This window comes from Pseudomonas brassicacearum, from assembly GCF_003732265.1.
In the GTDB taxonomy this organism is placed as follows: Bacteria; Pseudomonadota; Gammaproteobacteria; order Pseudomonadales; family Pseudomonadaceae; genus Aquipseudomonas; species Aquipseudomonas brassicacearum_D.
Window position 1 is genome coordinate 1 of sequence record NZ_MOBK01000391.1, and the last position, 470, is coordinate 470.

General features: G+C 62.6%; 2 pseudogenes. Both read right to left on the minus strand.

The features are described from left to right. Window positions 1-246, minus strand: a pseudogene (locus tag BK660_RS31880) (fimbria/pilus outer membrane usher protein); the annotation flags it as partial. Window positions 247-325: 79 nt separating this feature from the next. Further along, window positions 326-470, minus strand: a pseudogene (locus tag BK660_RS33380) (molecular chaperone); the annotation flags it as partial.

Below are 470 nucleotides of genomic sequence, written 5' to 3' on the forward strand. Positions count from 1 at the left end.
GGTTTCGCGCAACGCCGTCGCTGGCAAAAACAAGCGTCCGTCGCGCTGCTGCACCGCCACTACGCGCCCGGTATTCATCTGGTTGACCACCAGTTCCAGAAACAACTGTGCATCACTGACGGCCTCCATGCCGCTGGGAGGCGGCGGCAGATCGCCGGCCCCGGATGGTTGAATGAACATCAGGCAACACGCGCCGGTGATGAGCCACAACGGACGCTGAATACGGCGAACCCGTCCTGGGTTCATACGCGTTTTACGTCCGTCAATGGACTGAGTCCTCCTGATACCGCTTGCGTCGACGCCAGATGCCCGCGCTACGACTCACTTACTTGGCGGGCGTGATGTTCTGCACCTGTGCCGCGCCATTTACTCGTACCTGCAACGCTGACTCACCGGCCAACGGCCCGGGCGCCGGCCAGCGCATCACCGCGCCGGGAAGCACATAACCCAACAACCCTTCGGCCAATGGC